This is a genomic window from Amycolatopsis sp. NPDC114484, from assembly GCF_055633755.1.
Window position 1 is genome coordinate 44,102 of the sequence record NZ_JBVKDQ010000040.1, and the last position, 14,686, is coordinate 58,787.

Genomic DNA, 14,686 nt, shown 5'->3' on the forward strand with positions numbered 1-14,686 from the left:
GTTACCAGATTTCCAGATGCCGCCTACGGTCGGGAAATCACCACCGAGGCGGAGGGATTTTCCATGCGTTACGCGAAAGCGGCGGCCGTCGTCGCAGGGGCAGCGATGGCGTTCGGAGCCGGGGCAGCGATCCCGGCGAGCGCCGACACGCACATCATCGGCGGCGACACCGTGAAGTCGGCCCCGTGGGGCGCCCAGATCTTCTGGGACGACGTGACCGACTACGGCGGCTTCGAGTGCTCCGGCACGATCATCGCCTCGCAGTGGGTGCTCACCGCACAACACTGCCTGAACAAGGGCGGCATGCACGTCAAGGTCGGCGACGTCTCTCTGGGCAAGGGAACCGAAGCCGCGGTCGACGAGCAGAAGGCCTCGCCCAACGGCGACATCGCCCTGCTGCACCTGAAGTCCGCAGTGGACACGACGTTCATGAAGCTCGCCGACAAGGACCCGGAAAACGGTGCCACCAACCAGATCTACGGCTGGGGCCGCACCAAGGACCAGAGCCCGCCGTCGGACACCCTCAAGACCGCGGACGTCCAGGTGACCGGCGAGAGCACGGACGCCTTCAACGGCAAGGCAATCGCCAGCAAGGGCGTCACCGGCTCCTCCTGGCACGGCGACTCGGGCGGCCCGCAACTGGCCGACGGCGTCCAGGTAGGCGTCTGCTCCACCGGCGAAAACTCCGGCAGCGACGAACACGGCACCCAGAACTACGCCAGCGTCGCCAACAGCCGAGACTGGATCAAGCAAACCGCAGGCGTGTAACACACAAACGCACAAAGGGCTCCTTGAGGAAATGCAATTTCCTCAAGGAGCCCTTCACGTCTTTCACCACACCCCCACACCCCCCACACCTCCCGCACCCACCCAAGCAGCCACCCCCCACCCTGCACCCCGATACGAAGCCTCCCCTGCGGTCGGCGGGTGCTTGTCAAGGCATCTTTCCCGCCTTGACAAGCACCCGCCGACCGTCAGCACAATAGGCTTCGGGGTGCCCCTACCGAGAACGAGGCGCAACGTCGCCGCCAGGCGACGAGCCGAGAAGAGCAATCTCCCGCAACACCCCCTTATCCGGCTTCCCAGACTCCGCAACAGGAACCTCCCCCACCACAGTCACCGAAGCCGGAACCGCCCCCTCCCCCAGCTCCGCAGCAACCGCCGCTCTCAACTCCCCCGGATCCGGCACACCCCCAGGCGCAGCAACGACAAACGCATGCGCAGCCTCCCCAGTCCGCTCATCCGGCACCGCCACCACATACGCCTGGTCCACAGCGGGCTGCGCGGCAATCACCCGCTCGATAGGCCCGGTGTAATGAATCACCGCATTGACAATCACCACATCCCGGGACCGCCCGGTCAAATACAAAAACCCACGCTCGTCCACCCGCCCGATGTCTTGCGTCCGAACCCACCCGTCCACCAACACCGAACGGCTCAACGACGGATCCCCCCAATACCCCGCGAAAGCCCGTGAAGTACGAGCGAAAACCTCCCCGGAAACCCCCACCGGAACCACCCGCCCAGCAGCGTCGCGCACCTCGAGCGAAACCCCCTCGACAGGCAACCCCACCGATCCGACAACCCCCGGATCCCCCGCCACATCCGCAGCATCCAAAACAGTCAATTTCCCAGTCTCAGTCTGCCCATACCCCTGCCGCAACGCAGACCCGATCCGCTCAAACCCCTCCGCCAGCAACCCAGGCTCCACCGGAGACCCGGCCACAGTCAGCATCCGCACCCCGGAAAGATCAACCTTTTCCCGCCGCAACACATCGAGCATCCGATACAACCGAGGAACCGTAACCAACGCCGCAGTAATCCCCAGCCGAGGCAAAACCCAGGGAAAATCCGGCACCCCCACCGGAATCACCACAGTCCCCCCAGCAAGCAAACAAGCCTGCAAATGCAACACCATCACCGCACTGCTCAAAGTCCCGAACAGCAAAAACCGCCGATACTCCCCTTCGGACTCCCCAGCCCGCTGCTCCAACCCGAACTCCCCCAACGCATCAAACCGATACGCGACCCCCTTAGGCACCCCGGTGCTCCCGCTGGTGAACACCACCCACCCGATATCCCCAGCCGCCCCACAAGGCACCGGCTCCTCGTACTCGGCGAGAAGCTCCGCCCCAATACGCAACACCCGAACCCCGGGCAACTGAAACGAACCATCAGTCACCACCACAACAACCCCGTCCAGCACCGCGGCAAGATGCGCCGACGGCAGCCCAGCCCGCACCCCCACCGCCCGAGCCCCGAGAGTCTGCACAGCCACCTGCGCAGCCCACCCCTCCGGCGTCACCCCAGCGGCAATCCCCACGCCGTCCCCGGCCCGCACCCCAGCCGCCCGCAACCCCGCCACGAACCGCCCGACGAGCTCCAGCACCTCTCCCCGGCGAACCCGCCGCTCCCCGTGCTCGAACGCCACCCCGTCCGGCTCCCGTCGCAACGAATCCAGCAACCCCTGAGGAAATGTCACAACCCCGCCCTCCCGCCGAACCAGCCGACCGCCGGCTGGCCCGGCAAGAGGTACCGGACAGATCTCAGAATCCCCTCAGCGCATGCCGTTCATCGGGAACGCCCGCGGGCCGCACCGCCAGCACCGCACCAAGCGCCACCACCGCGATCAACCCCGCCGTCGCGGCAAGCGTCCAGACGTCCGGCCGCACGATCGACTGCCCCCGCATCGCCTGCCACGCGGTGATCGCGATGACCCCCGCGTACCCGGCCGCCCCCGTCCACACCAGCCGGCGCCGCACAAGTTCGTTCGACAGCACCGGATACCGCCGGGACAACGCGACCAGGGCGAGCGCGAGAAGCGGCAACGCCTGAATCGCGTGGATCCCCACGAAATGCGTGATCCGCAGATCCCCGCCGACCGTGCTCCACCCCAGCAGCGGCAACCCGGGCCCGCCGTCCTCGAGACCGATCGTGTGCCCGCCGATCATCGACGGCGTCCCGCCGCCGTCCAGCACCCGCTGCTGCGCCGGGCTGGCCGAGAACATCATGAGCGCCAGTCCCATCCCGCCGGCCGCGAGCGCGGTTCCCCACCGCAGCGCGGACGTCAGCGCGCGGTCCGGCAGCTTTTGGAACAGCAGCAGGACGACCACCGCCGCGGTCGCGCCCCACGCGGTGAACGCTCCGGTGGCCAGGATGTTGCCGATCGTCACGTCGGCCGGCGTCGCGTGGTTGAAGTGCAGCGGACGGTCCTGGACGAGCACCTGCCACACCAGCAGCGCCATGTCCGTGCCCATGCTGACCGCGAACACCGTGCCCATCCACCAGCCGGCCCGGCGGCCGCGTTTCACGAGCGACAACAGCCACGCCAGCGTCGGCGCGTACAACGCCACGGAAACAGCGAACTTGAACGGTTTGGCCCACAGCGGCGCGTTGACGAGCGTGCGATCATCCAGCAGCAGCCCGAACCCGCACACGACGAGCAGCGCCGCCATCGCCCCGGCCAGCACCCCCAGCGGGCGATGCAGCCGGAACAGTCGTAATCCCCAGGAAGTCATGGGGCCAGCCTGGTGCTCAGCGGGGGGATCGGCACTGGCGTCGTCCCCCGTCTCCGGGGTAGGGCGGGCCCCACCTGTGGGTAATAGTGCCGTCAAAGCGACCGGCAGTTGTGCCGTTTGACCGGACCCGCTCTTTTTCTAGCGTGACATTCACACCGCGCGGCCCGCCGCGCACCGGGATTTTCCACGAGAGGGAAGGAGGTGGCCCGTCAGATGTCCAGTCCGGGATTCCAGGCAGATTCAGCTGCCATGACGCGCGCCGTCCAGGGCTTCGAGGAGACCGCGTCGAGCGCGAAGACGACGATGGCCAGCTTGGAGTCCGAGCTGACCGAGACGCTGCGGAACTACAAGGGCGACCAGGCCGTCGCGTTCTGGGACCTGCAGCGCAGGCTCCAGGAGAAGATGACCGCCGCCGTCCGCGAGCTCGACACCATGTCGCAGCTGGTGCACACCAGCCACGCGAACTACAACTCCGGCGACTCCGACGTGCACCAGAGCTTCCAGAGCGTCAGCCACACCGTCGAGGGCAACGTGATCCCTCGCCTCAACCCCTGAGAGAGGACAAGACACCATGGCTGACGTCGTAGAAATCAGCTTCGGAGCCCTGCAGCACAGCTCCGCGTCGCTCGCCGCCAAGGCGAAGGCGCTGACCTCCCAGCTGGAGCAGCTGCACCAGAACCTGCAGCCGATCACCCAGACCTGGTACGCCTCGGGCAGCTCCGCCGGTGAAGCGGCGCGCGCGTCCGAGACCCGGCTCCGCCAGGCGACCGCCGACATCGTCGCGATCATCGCGCAGTTCGGCACCAAGGTCGGCGACGCCCACGATCTCCAGCACCAGCTGGAGAACCGAAACCAGGGCCTGTTCGCCTGATCCGGCCCCGACGCCGGCCGTCCGGGGCGGGACCACCCCCCGCCCGCTCCGGACGGCCGGCTTTCCCGCGTCCTGCCGCACGAGAGGTCACCGGCCGATGCCCGACCAGTCGTACTACGTCCACCTGGAATCGCTGACGGACTTCGTCCGGGAGCTGGAAACCCAGATCCACGCGATGTCCCGGCCGAACGACTTCCTGCGCACCCTCGGGGAGCATCCGCTGCTGTTCGGGGAGTTCGGGGAAGCCGCTTCGCTCGCCGACGCCCACCGTGCCGCGGTCGCCGAGATGCAGGGCCTGCTGGAGCAGGTCCGCGGGGCGATCTCGTTCGCGCAGGACGTCACCACCACCGTCGCCGACGGATACGCCCAGGCCGACCAGTCGGTCGCGGGCGACCTGCACCAATCGGGTCAGCAGACCGGTCTGCTGGACCCGCTTCTCTCGTTGCTGGGCCTCGATTCTCCAGGGGGTAAGAAGGCATGAGCGGGCCTCGCACCAATTTCGCCGGCTACACCCACCAGCAGCTCTACGCGATGCTGCAGGCGGGCGACCCGACCACCGCGCGCTCCGCGGCCGAACAGTGGGCTTCGGCCTCGCGCGGGCTGTACGACCAGGCCGAGAACCTGTCCGACCAGCTCACCGACTTCTCCAGTTCGTGGACCGGCGGCGCGGCCGATCAGTACCGGACCATGATGACCGACCTGGTCGGCGGCATCCGCAAGGTCGCGGTCACCGCGCAGGGCATGCGCGACATGCTGGAGGACGCCGCGGACGCGCTGGTCAAGGCGAAAACCGAGATGCCGCCGCCAGTCGCGGTGCCGGACGTCTCCCCCGCCGACGTCGCGCTGGCGGTCAACCCGCCGCTGCTTCCGCCGGACACCCCGCCCGCCACCGTCGTCGCCGCGACCCAGCAGCGGCAGCAGGCGATCGCCAACGTCGAGGCGCAGCAACAGGCCGCCAACGCCGCCGGCTCCGCGCACGCGAAGGCGATCGTCGTGATGAACAACCTCGCGACGAACTACGACACCGCCGAGGACGCGATCCCGGTTTCGCCGAACGCGGCCGCCCCGCCGCCCAAGCCGGTTCCCGGCGGCGGCGCTTCCACCGGCGGCACCACCGGCCCGATCGGCAACAGCCCGGACGGCGGCACCGCGGTCGGCGCTCCGGTCGACTCGCACCCGCTGCCCACCGACGGCACGCAGGTTCCCGGCTCCCAGCCCGGGCATCCGGCACAGACGCCGGGCAGCCCGCTGTTCGGCGACATGTTCACCGCCGGTCTCGCGGCCGCGTCCGCCGCCGCGTTCGGCCGCTTCGGCTCGATCATGCCGAAGGTTCCGCCGTGGGCCTCGGGCAAGGACAAAGACAAGAGCGACAAGGACAAAGAGCAGGACACCCCGCCGGGCATGAAGCTCGGCGGCGGAGCCGGTCCCGAGGGCGGGGGCGGCGGCGGGATCCCGGTCGGCGGCGGAGGCGCGCCGTCGATCGACGGCGGCGGCATCCCGTCCGGCGGCGGCCTCAGCGGCGCCGGGGAAGCTCCGGCCGCGCACTCCGGGCTCGCCGGGAACGCGCAGTCGAACGTCCTCAGCGGGCTCGCGGGCGGTGCCGCCGGAGCGGCGGGCGCGGCGGCCAAGAGCGCCATGCCGATGATGCCCATGATGCCGATGGGCGGCATGGGAGCGGGCGGCGACATGGGCTCCGGCAGGCGGATTCCCGCGTGGCTCGTCGAAACCGAGAACGTGTGGGGCCAGCAGGCCCCGGTCGCGCCCTCGGTCATCGGCGAAGAGCCGACCGACCAGCCGTGACCGACGGCTACCGGGTCGCCCCGGCGAAACTCGCCGGCGCGGCGTCCGAATTGGACGCTCGCGCCGGCGCGCTCCGGACCGCGCAGCAGGCCGTGGCGGGCGAACGAGTGCCCGCCGAGGCCTTCGGCCAGGTGTCCGCGTCGGCCGGATGTGCTGCCGGGCTGGCGAAAACGCTCGGCGCGCTCGCCGGGGACGTCGACCAGCGCGTCGTTCGCGTCCAGGTTCTTCGCGACGGCCTCACCGCGTCTTCGGCGGGATATCGGCGCGCCGACGAGCAGGTGGCGGCGATGTACCGCTCGCTGCTGCCCGAAGATCCCGTTCCCTCCGCCGGAAAATCCGCCAGCAGCGGAGGCTGGGCCGGAACCATCGCGGCCAACCGGATGAAGGTTTCCGACGCGCTCGCCGCCGAGCGGACCCGCCTGGCCGGACTGTCCGATCCGGACGCCATCGCCCGCTCGAAGCGGCGAATCGCTTTGTACCAAAGCATTCTCGACGACCACCGGCAGATCCTGCGGTTCGACCCGTCCGGCAACGGCCGGATCGCCGAACTGGTCGGCTCGATCCAGCCGGGCACCCGCAACGTCGGGCTGTTCGTGCCCGGCGTGCACACCCGGATGGACACCTTCCAGTCCTACGCCGACCTCGGCCGCAGTCTCGTCGCCGCCGATCCGAGCGGCCGGACCGCGATGGTCGTCTGGGCCGACGGCGTGTTCCCGCAGAACGTCACCACCGAGGGTTCCGAAGCCAGCTACGCGCAGACGATGGCCCCGAACCTCAAGGCGTTCGGCGACGAACTGCGCGGCCAGGTCGACTCCCAGACCGGCGGAGCGGCCACGATCACCGCGATCGGCCACAGCTACGGCGGCGCCACCGTCGGGCTCGCTGACCAGCAAGGCTTGCCAGTGGACCGGGTGCTGCACGTAGAGTCGGCGGGCATGGGACACGGCGTATGGAGCCCAGCGGACCTGCCGCCGAGCCAAGCCGGCGTGCAGCGGTACTCGATGACCGCCCCGCTGGACCCGATCATCCTCGCCCAGGGCAACGCCGGAGCACTGGAATGGACCGGCATCGGCCACGGAGCCGACCCGGACACCTTCCCCGGCGTCACCGAACTCATCACCGGCCGCGACGCCGCGGGCGATGTGCAATGGGGCCTGTCCTCGCACAGCGGCGTGCTCAAACCGGGTTCGGATTCGTGGGAGAACATCTACGGCGTGCTGACCGGCGGCCACGTCACCGAAGCGCCCGTGCCGGTTCCGGCGGTGCTGCCGTGATCACGCGCGAGTTGAAGGATCTGGCCGCCGAGCTGACGAACGTGATCGACAGCGTGGCCGCGGCGTTCGGTTCGCGCGCAGTGCCCACAGTGGACGGCGAGCTGGACTGCGATCCCGCGCAGCCGGGGCATTCGGTGTGCTGGCAGTACGGGGTCCGGCTGGAGGACAGCCCGGGCGCTTTGCGGGTGCTGGGCGAAGCGGTGCGGCCGACGTTGGAAGCGGCGGGCTGGGAATCGTACGACCGCAGCACTTACCGCGAAGTGATCGGGCGGTTTTCCCGTGAGGGCGCGGATTTCAGCGTGCACATCGCGCGCGACGGGCGCGGGGTGGCGATCATCGGCTCGACCCGCCTCGTGAGTGTTGATCCCGGTTAGCACCGCGATCGCCGCTCACGAGCCCCCGCTGTCTCGTGAGTGTCCGATCCGGTCAGAACCGCGATCGCCGCTCACGAGCCCCAGCCGCCGCGCTCAATCCGGCTAGAAGCGACTTCCGCGCGCACGAGGCCCGGCCACCACCAACGCGCTTAGGCCCGAAACCGCGACGGCCGCCACCCGCGCCGCCGACCCCGCCGGAACGCCGCCACCCCGATCCCCGCCGCAGCCGCCACCGCGACCCCGCCCACCGCGACGACTCCGGCCGCGACATCCGACGTCGGCCGGGCCTGCGCAGCGGCCGGAACCACCGCGGGCAGCTCAGACCGCACCGCCACCGCACTCGGACCGGGCGCGGTGGCGGGCAACGTCGACGACACCGCGGCGTAAGCGTCGAGCATTCCCCAGCCCCGGCGCGGATCGTGCGCCCCGGACGGCGGGCGGGAAGCCGTCAGCAGCAACCGGTTCACCACCTGCTCGCCCTTCAGTTCCGGATGCGCCGAACGAACCAGCGCCGCCACCCCGGCGACATACGCCGCGGCCAGGCTCGGGTCGGTGATCGGCCACCGATGCGCGACCGCGCCCCCGCCGCCCGCCGACGTGCTCACCAGATTCGCGCCTGGCGCGGCGATTCCGAGGTAATCCCCGGCTTCGGTCTGCACCGGCGCGCCGGATTCGTCCGTCGAGCCGACCGCGAGCACGTCCTTCGAAGCGGTCGGATACGTGTGCGCCCCTTGCTGAGTGGCCGCCGCGGCCGAAATCACCACGGCCCCGCGCGACTTCGCGTGGTCGAGCGCCGCGCCGAGCGCCGGACTGTCCGAACCCGCCGGGACCGCCACGAGAATCACTCCCGCGCCGCGGTCGACCGCCGTGTCGATCGCCCCGGCCAGCGCGCCCGGATCCCCGCCGCCGTCCGAGGACGAACCGTTGCTTTCGGTGTAGCGCAAGGGAAGCAGCTTCGCCCCGGGCGCGACCCCGGTGAACGTGGTCTGATTCGCCGGCTGCGCGCCGACGATGCCCGCGGCTATCGTGCCGCGGCCGTCGCAGTCGGAATCCGCGGTGCCCGCGCCGCCGAGCACCTGGCCGGGCCCGAATTGCGCGTTCTGCTTGTCGACGCCGGTGCCGATCACCGCGACGGTCTGGCCCTCGCCCCTGGTCAGCGCCCACAGCCGCGGCGGGTTCACCAGCCGCTGGCCCCACGGCACCGGCCCGGTGTACGGGTCGGACGGATTCGCGCACGCGGCCGCCCCGGCCGAGGTCGCCGTGATGGGCAGGCCGAGCGCCACGAGCGCGGCCACCGCTCCGGCGGCAATTCCCCGCACCGCGGCCCCCTCCCCTTGTCGGACAAGGAGATTCTAGTGGAGAGCGGGCCGCGGCGACAGGGTTATCGCAGGTCCATCCCGAGATCGAGAGCGGGCGAGGAATGCGTGAGCCCGCCGACGGAAAGGTAGTCCACACCGGACTCGGCGTACACCCGCGCGCGGTCGAGCGTGAGCCCGCCGGACGACTCCAGCCGCGTCTTCGGCGACACCTCGTCGCGCCGCGCGACTGCCTTCACGCACTCCTCCGGCGTGAAGTTGTCCAGCAGCACCTCGTCCGCCTCGGCGGCCAGCGCCTCGTCCAACTGGGCCAAGTCATCCACCTCGACCTCGCACGGCAGCTGCGGCGCGTGTTCCCGCGCCGCCGCCAGCGCCGCGCCGACCGAACCGGCCGCGACCACGTGGTTGTCCTTGATCAGCACCGCGTCGCCGAGGCCCATCCGGTGGTTCACGCCGCCGCCGCACCGCACCGCGTACTTCTGCAGCAGCCGCAACCCCGGCGTCGTCTTGCGCGAATCCCTTACCGCAGCACCGGTTCCGTCGATCGCGGACACCCACGCCGCGGTCGCCGTCGCCACTCCGGACAGCAGGCACAACAGGTTCAACGCCGTGCGCTCCGCGGTCAGCAACCCACGCACCGGACCGCGCAGCACGAGCACCGGCTCCCCGGGGACGGCGGGCGAGCCGTCTTCGTGGATCGAGACCACTTCGCAATCGGCACCGAGCACCTCGTCGAAAACCGCCAGCGCCACCGGAATCCCGGCCACGACACCGGCGACGCGCGGCGTCAGCTCCGCCACCGCGCGGGCGTCCGCCGGAACCGTGGCCGCCGTCGTGGCGTCCGGCCCGTACCGCAAATCCTCTTCCAGCGCGGTGGTCACGACCCGCCGCACATCGGCGACGTCCAATCCGTCCACCACCAGCGACCGCACGACCGATTCGGAGAATTCCCCGCTCATGCCACCCCTTCCAACGACGTCGCCTCGACCAATACCGGCTGTCCCGACGGGCTCAGCCGGATCAGCTGACTCCGCCGCAGCCCCTCGTCCCGCTCGGGGAAGTCCGTCCGCACGTGACATCCCCGTGATTCCGTCCGCCGCTCCGCCGCCGCGAGCAACGCCTGCGCCGCCACAGTGAGCGCCGCGTCTTCAACCGACCTGTGCGTCCACAACGGACTGTCCGTTGTCGACAAATCGAGCGCCGAACCCGCCGCCGCGAGCCCGTCCGCGTCCCGGCCGATCGCCGCGTACCGGCTCATCACCCGTTGCAGCACATCACGTTCCGCCGTCGGCGCGACTGTCCTTTCCGGAAGCCGGCCGCGCGACGGATCCGGCAGCAATCCGGCGGCCAGATCCGCGGCGACCGCCTCCGCGGTCCGCTGCCCGACGACCAGCCCTTCGAGAAGACTGTTGGACGCCAGCCGATTCGCCCCGTGCAACCCGGTCCGAGCGACCTCGCCCGCCGCGTACAACCCGCGCACGCTCGACCGTCCGTCCACAGTGGCCACTACGCCGCCGCACGCGAAGTGCGCCGCGGGCGTCACCGGAATCGCGTCCATCGCCGGGTCGATACCGAGCACCGCGCACGCCGCGTGCACCGTCGGGAACCGCTTCGCGAACCCGGAAATGCCAGTGGCGTCAAGGAAAACGTGATCGTCGATGCCGCCGGGAGCCAACAGTTGCCGACGAGTGATCGCCGCCGCCACGACGTCGCGCGGAGCGAGATCGCCAAGCGGATGCACCCCGGCCATCACCGACGCTCCCGCGCCGTCCACGAGCGTCGCGCCCTCGCCGCGCACTGCCTCCGTCACCAGCGGACACCGCCCGCGCGCACCCGGCGTGTACAGCACCGTCGGGTGGAACTGCACGAACTCGATGTCGGCCACCGTCGCCCCGGCGCGCAACGCGAGCGCCAGCCCGTCGCCAGTCGCGATCTCCGGATTGGACGTCGCCTGGTACAGCTGTCCGAACCCGCCGCTGGCCAGCACCACCGCGGACGCGCGCACCACACCCGGCACCCCGTTGCGGTCGAGCACCGTCACTCCGGCCACCTCGCCCGCGGGCGTGCGCAGCGCGTCGACCGCGATGTGGTGCTCCAGCACCGGAATCCGCCGTTCGCCGGCCTGCGCGACCAACGCGCGCTCGACTTCGGCACCGGTCGCGTCGCCGCCCGCGTGGATCACCCGGAACGCGCTGTGCCCGCCCTCGCGAGCCCGCGACAGCAGCCCGCCCGAGCTGTGGTCAAACACCGCGCCGTTGTGCCGCAGTTCGGTGACAGCCGCCGGACCGCCGCCGACGATCGACCGCACCGCCGCCTCGTCGCAGATCCCGGCTCCGGCGGTGAGCGTGTCGGCCGTGTGCTTCTCGACCGTGTCGCCCTCGTCGCGCTCGCCGTCGAGCACCACGGCCACGCCGCCCTGCGCCCACCGCGTGTTGCCGTCAGCGACCGCCGCCTTCGTCACGACCAGCACGTGCAGCCCGAGTTCGCGGGCCCGCAGCGCCGCGGACAGCCCGGCCACGCCGCTGCCGATCACCACCACATCGGCCCGTGCCTCCCAGCGCGGATCCGGTGAGGTTTTCGCCTCATCGGCGTTAACTAGGCCGCTCATTCCCCACCGCCAGGCTGCCCGATTTCGATCATCCGCCGCACCGAGGCGCGGGCCCGCGAAGCCGTTTCCGGGTCGACGTGGACCTCGTCCGCGCCCTCGGTAAGGCTCCGCAGCAGCGCGGCCGGGGTGATCATCTTCATGTACCGGCACGACGCCCGGTCGTTCACCGCGCGGAAGTCGATCTCCGGCGCGGCCTTGCGCAGCTGGTGGATCATCCCGATCTCGGTGGCCACGAGCACCGAGGTCGCCTTGGTGTCGCGCGCCGCGTGCACCATGTCGCCGGTGGACAGGATCTTGACCCGCTCCGGGGCCACCGCGCCCTCGCCGGCCAGGTAAAGCGCCGAGGTCGCGCAGCCGCATTCGGGGTGGATGAACAGGTCGGCGTCGGGGTTCTCCTCGGCGCGCGCGGCCAGCTCGGCCCCGTTGATCCCGGCGTGCACGTGGCACTCCCCGGCCCAGATGTGCATATTCCCGCGCCCCGTCACGCGCTTGACGTGTGCGCCGAGGAACTGGTCCGGAAGGAAGAGAACTTCCTGGTCAGCCGGGATGGAAGCGACGACGTCGACCGCGTTCGACGAGGTGCAGCAGATGTCCGTCTCGGCCTTGACCTCGGCCGTCGTGTTCACATACGAGACGACCACCGCGCCCGGGTGCTCGGCCTTCCACTCGCGCAGCTGAGCGCCGGTGATGGAGTCGGCGAGCGAGCACCCCGCCCGCGCGTCCGGGATCAGCACCGTCTTCTCCGGAGCCAGGATCTTCGCCGTCTCGGCCATGAAGTGCACGCCGCAGAAGACGATCGTGGACGCGTCGCTGCTGGCCGCGATGCGGCTGAGCGCCAGGGAGTCGCCGGTGAAGTCCGCGATGTCCTGGATCTCCGGGACCTGGTAGTTGTGCGCGAGCAGCACCGCGTCGCGCTTGCGGGCGAGCTCCCGCACGCGGGCCGCCCAATCCGCGTTCGCCTCGACCCCGCCGTAAGGGGTCAGATCCTGGTCAAGCGTGGTGGTCATGTCTTCGGCCCTCTCGAGAATCGCCGGCCTCGGAACCGGATCGACCCCGGTTCCTCCCCATCCCGGTTTTCGCCTTATAATCGAAAACCGTGCGAAGCCATCTTAACACCCAAGCCCCCCTAGCCCACGAGGTTCTGGCGGCAGTCCTTCAAGTGCGCTCGGACACACTGCGCGTGCTTTTGTGGCGCCGAGCGCTCGATCCGCACCTGGGCCGCTGGTCGCTCCCCGGCGGCCGGCTGCGCCCCGACGAGGACGTCGAAACCTCCATCCGCCGCCAGCTCGCCGAGAAGGTGGACGTCCGCCAGCTGAAGCACGTGGAGCAACTAGCCGTCTTCAGCGCACCAGACCGCGTTCCCGGCCCGCGAGTGGTAGCCACCGCGTTCCTGGGCCTGGTCCCCTCCGACGTCGACCCCGCAGTCCCCGAAGACACCGAGTGGCACGACGTGAACAAACTGCCGCGCACCGCGTTCGACCACGAGGCCATCGTGCTGCGCGCCCGCGACCGCCTGCGGTCGAAATTGAGCTACACCAACCTGGGTTTCGCACTGGCCCCAGAGGAATTCACCATCTCCGCACTGCGCGGTTTGTACTCCGCCGCACTCGGCTACAAGGTGTCCGCCACGAACCTGCAACGTGTGCTCCAACGGCGTGGTTTGCTCGTCCCCACCGGACACACCGCCGCCCCCGGCCGGGCAGGCGGACGACCTGCGGCGCTGTTTTCTTTTGCCGCGAAAGACATGCACATCACCGACCCTTTCGCGGTCCTGAAACCCCCTCCGCGGCGGTAAACACGAACTGCGGCGGCGCTCCGCAGCCCGTACCGTGGACCGCGTGACCGAGCCAGAGCAGTGCCCCAGCGGGACGGCGACCCTGCCGTTGTTCCCGTTGCAGACAGTGCTGCTCCCCGGTACGCACCTGCCGCTGCACATCTTCGAACCGCGCTACCGGCAGCTGACCGCGGACCTCGTCACCGGCAATGTCCCCGAACACGAGTTCGGCGTGGTCGCCCTGCGCGCCCCGTTGGTCCGCGAGGTCAGTGGTCTGGACCATGTGTACAGCGTCGGCTGCAGCACGATCCTGCGCGAAGCGAAACGCCTCCCGGACGGCCGCTACGACGTGGTCACCCGAGCCGCACGCCGCTTCCGCCTGCGCGAACTGCACCGAGCGTCCGCGCCCTACCTGATGGCCGTGGTGGACTGGCTCCCCGACGACCCCATCCCCACCACAGCGGAGTCGACGGCCCGCCAACTGGCCAAGGTAGCCCGAGCCGCCCACGAGCGATACTGCGAAGCCGCCTGGCACGCAGACGACTGGCACCCACCCCACGACGACGCCGACCTGGGCGAACTCGCCTACCAACTAGCCGCCGACTGCCTCCTCCCGCTGGAGGACCGTCAGCTGCTGCTGGAGGAAACCCACCCGCTGCGCCGCCTGCGCATAGTCTGCCGCCTGCTCACCAGAGAAGCAGGCTTCCTGGAAACCCTGGGCGCGGTCCCCCTGCCGCCAACCGAACTGGCGACCTTCACCAAACCCTCAGACCTGAACTGACTCCGCCCCCGTTCCGTGAGGGCCACCCCCACATCCCCTGATTCCCTCAGGGCTCCCCTCACGACCAGCGACACGTCGTGAGGGACCCCTTCACGGACTTGGATTCCCTCAGGGACCCTTCACGGCCCGCCCACCGTCGCCGCGATGCCCAACGTCGCACCGAACGCATCGCACGCACCCACACAACGTGGAATTCGGTGCGCCAGATCAGATACACCCAACGCCACATTGGCGCACTAGCCACCGCCTAAAAACCGCACCAGCGCACCCAGCAAACCATGCACCCACACCACCCCCGCACCCCGATACGAAGCCAAAAACACGGCGCGGAGGTGCTTGTCAAGGCATCTTTCCCGCCTTGACAAGCACC

General features: G+C 70.1%; 15 protein-coding genes. 9 read left to right on the forward strand and 6 right to left on the reverse strand.

Annotated elements, in window-relative coordinates; genetic code table 11:
- Window positions 1–63: 63 nt before the first annotated feature.
- Window positions 64–768: a S1 family peptidase gene (locus tag ACZ7SW_RS44100; protein WP_470236337.1), complete on the forward strand. Its 705-nt coding sequence runs from the start codon at window positions 64–66 to the stop codon at window positions 766–768.
- 232 nt (window positions 769–1,000) lie between these two features.
- On the opposite strand, the gene ACZ7SW_RS44105 is transcribed toward ACZ7SW_RS44100, so the two are convergent.
- Both ACZ7SW_RS44105 and ACZ7SW_RS44110 read right to left on the reverse strand, forming a co-directional pair.
- A complete protein-coding gene (locus ACZ7SW_RS44105; RefSeq protein ID WP_470236338.1) occupies window positions 1,001–2,482 on the reverse strand; it encodes a class I adenylate-forming enzyme family protein in 1,482 nt (493 codons plus the stop codon).
- 64 nt (window positions 2,483–2,546) lie between these two features.
- On the reverse strand, window positions 2,547–3,518 hold the full coding sequence (locus ACZ7SW_RS44110; protein WP_470236339.1) for a hypothetical protein: 972 nt from the start codon (window positions 3,516–3,518) through the stop codon (window positions 2,547–2,549).
- 213 nt (window positions 3,519–3,731) lie between these two features.
- Between ACZ7SW_RS44110 and ACZ7SW_RS44115 the strand changes: the two genes are divergently transcribed.
- The 6 genes from ACZ7SW_RS44115 (at window position 3,732) to ACZ7SW_RS44140 (ending at window position 7,837) form a co-directional block, all read left to right on the forward strand.
- Window positions 3,732–4,073, forward strand: a complete 342-nt coding sequence (locus tag ACZ7SW_RS44115; RefSeq protein WP_093576046.1) for a WXG100 family type VII secretion target — start codon at window positions 3,732–3,734, stop codon at window positions 4,071–4,073.
- Window positions 4,074–4,089: 16 nt separating this feature from the next.
- Entirely contained in the window at window positions 4,090–4,389 is a 300-nt protein-coding gene (locus ACZ7SW_RS44120; protein ID WP_037809581.1) for a hypothetical protein, read from the forward strand.
- A gap of 97 nt (window positions 4,390–4,486) precedes the next feature.
- A complete protein-coding gene (locus ACZ7SW_RS44125) occupies window positions 4,487–4,870 on the forward strand; it encodes a hypothetical protein (protein ID WP_470236340.1) in 384 nt (127 codons plus the stop codon).
- On the forward strand, window positions 4,867–6,189 hold the full coding sequence (locus ACZ7SW_RS44130; protein ID WP_470236341.1) for a WXG100 family type VII secretion target: 1,323 nt from the start codon (window positions 4,867–4,869) through the stop codon (window positions 6,187–6,189). Before ACZ7SW_RS44125 ends, ACZ7SW_RS44130 begins: the two co-directional genes overlap by 4 nt.
- Window positions 6,186–7,463 (forward strand): alpha/beta hydrolase, encoded by a 1,278-nt coding sequence (locus ACZ7SW_RS44135; protein WP_470236342.1) that lies wholly within the window; start codon window positions 6,186–6,188, stop codon window positions 7,461–7,463. Before ACZ7SW_RS44130 ends, ACZ7SW_RS44135 begins: the two co-directional genes overlap by 4 nt.
- Complete coding sequence (locus ACZ7SW_RS44140) at window positions 7,460–7,837, forward strand: hypothetical protein (protein ID WP_470236343.1); 378 nt, start codon at window positions 7,460–7,462, stop codon at window positions 7,835–7,837. Before ACZ7SW_RS44135 ends, ACZ7SW_RS44140 begins: the two co-directional genes overlap by 4 nt.
- Window positions 7,838–7,986: 149 nt before the next feature.
- Here the strand turns inward: ACZ7SW_RS44140 and ACZ7SW_RS44145 are convergent, their stop codons facing one another.
- The 4 genes from ACZ7SW_RS44145 to nadA all read right to left on the reverse strand — a co-directional run bounded on the left by ACZ7SW_RS44145 (window position 7,987) and on the right by nadA (window position 12,768).
- Window positions 7,987–9,156 carry a S8 family serine peptidase gene (locus ACZ7SW_RS44145; protein WP_470236344.1) on the reverse strand — a complete coding sequence of 390 codons (1,170 nt, stop codon included), beginning with the start codon at window positions 9,154–9,156 and terminating at the stop codon, window positions 7,987–7,989.
- Window positions 9,157–9,218: 62 nt separating this feature from the next.
- Window positions 9,219–10,112 carry a carboxylating nicotinate-nucleotide diphosphorylase gene (nadC, locus tag ACZ7SW_RS44150; RefSeq protein WP_470236345.1) on the reverse strand — a complete coding sequence of 298 codons (894 nt, stop codon included), beginning with the start codon at window positions 10,110–10,112 and terminating at the stop codon, window positions 9,219–9,221.
- Complete coding sequence (locus ACZ7SW_RS44155; protein WP_470236346.1) at window positions 10,109–11,761, reverse strand: L-aspartate oxidase; 1,653 nt, start codon at window positions 11,759–11,761, stop codon at window positions 10,109–10,111. The genes nadC and ACZ7SW_RS44155 overlap by 4 nt, the downstream gene beginning before the upstream one ends.
- Complete coding sequence (nadA, locus tag ACZ7SW_RS44160; protein ID WP_470236347.1) at window positions 11,758–12,768, reverse strand: quinolinate synthase NadA; 1,011 nt, start codon at window positions 12,766–12,768, stop codon at window positions 11,758–11,760. Before nadA ends, ACZ7SW_RS44155 begins: the two co-directional genes overlap by 4 nt.
- Before the next feature lie 134 nt (window positions 12,769–12,902).
- Between nadA and ACZ7SW_RS44165 the strand changes: the two genes are divergently transcribed.
- Together ACZ7SW_RS44165 and ACZ7SW_RS44170 are read left to right on the forward strand one after the other, a co-directional pair.
- Window positions 12,903–13,556: an NUDIX hydrolase gene (locus ACZ7SW_RS44165; protein ID WP_470236350.1), complete on the forward strand. Its 654-nt coding sequence runs from the start codon at window positions 12,903–12,905 to the stop codon at window positions 13,554–13,556.
- Between the two features lie 43 nt (window positions 13,557–13,599).
- Window positions 13,600–14,316 carry an LON peptidase substrate-binding domain-containing protein gene (locus tag ACZ7SW_RS44170; RefSeq protein WP_470236348.1) on the forward strand — a complete coding sequence of 239 codons (717 nt, stop codon included), beginning with the start codon at window positions 13,600–13,602 and terminating at the stop codon, window positions 14,314–14,316.
- The last annotated feature ends 370 nt before the right edge of the window (window positions 14,317–14,686 follow it).